Here is a 1,237-nt window from a genome sequence, read left to right on the forward strand (position 1 = left end):
ACGCTGGCGGATCTTTATCTGCAGGGGCGCGATTGGACGCTGGCGCAGCGCGTTGTGGACGATCTGCGCCGCATCAATGATCCCGCTGCCCGCTCTGCCGCGCCGGTGGTACAGGCCGCAATCTTGCAAGGACAGAACCGCACCGCCGACAGCCTCAGCCTGCTAGAGGCGCAGATCGACTCTGGTGCCCCCATTACCGACCGCAGCGATATCCGCGCCGTCGCGCAAATCCTGCAAACCCGCATCCGGAGCGGAGAGTTGACGGGCGCGCGCAGCTATCTGGCGGGGCTCTTGGCCCATGCGCCGGATGATGCGGACTTGCAGATGCTTGACGCCAGCCTGTCGTCGCTGGCGGGTGATTTCACCGGGGCGCAGGACAAGTATAACGCGCTGGCCGAACGCTTCCCTGACAGTGCGCTGCCCGTGCGGTATCTGGTCGGCGTGCTGCTGGCGCAGGGCCGCACCAGCGAGGCTGCCGCCGCCATCGAGGCTGCCTTGCCACTGGTCGCCCAGCCCGCGCCGCTGCTGATGATCAAGGCCAGCCTGCTGGAACAGGACGGCCAGATCGACGCCGCCATCGCGGTGCATGAAGAGGTTTATGCCGCCGATAGTAGCGACATCATCGTCGCCAACAATCTGGCCAGCCTGCTGGCCAGCTACCACGATGATGACGCCAGCCTGACCCGGGCTGCCACCATCGCACGGCGCCTGCGCGGCACCACCGTGCCCGCCTTTGCCGATACCTACGGCTGGATCGCCTACCGCCGCGGTGATGTGGCCGAGGCGCTGCCGTATCTGCGACGCGCCGCCAAAGGCCTGCCCGATGATGCCATGGTGCAGTTCCACCTTGGCATGGCGCTGGCAGGTCAAATGCAGATCAACCCGGCGCTGGCAGATCAGGCGCGGGACGCCCTGACCCGGGCGATTGATCTGAGCGTTGGCAGCACGCTGCCCCAGTTCGCGCAGGCGGCCCAAACATTGCAAAACCTGCCCGATCAGACAGCCCCAGCGCTGTAACCCCCCGAAAAGGGGCTAGATTGTTGCACTCTCGGCACGCTGCCGGGCTTATCGGGGCTGCGGGCACGCGGCACCGGCTTTTTCATTGGCGTGGTCCGTAACCCCTACTTACAAAAGGATAACAGCCATAGAAGCTGTCCCCCGCGACCGGGAGGAGATTGAGGTGACTGAGATGAAATTGATATTTACAACCATGACGGTACGCGCCGCTTGTGCGCTC

General features: G+C 64.8%; 1 protein-coding gene. It reads left to right on the top strand.

The features are described from left to right. On the top strand, positions 1-1,017 hold a 1,017-nt coding region (locus BM131_RS19850), incomplete at its 5' end, for a tetratricopeptide repeat protein (protein ID WP_139222744.1). Positions 1,018-1,237 lie beyond the last annotated feature (220 nt).

This window comes from Loktanella salsilacus, assembly GCF_900114485.1.
GTDB lineage: Bacteria > Pseudomonadota > Alphaproteobacteria > Rhodobacterales > Rhodobacteraceae > Loktanella > Loktanella salsilacus.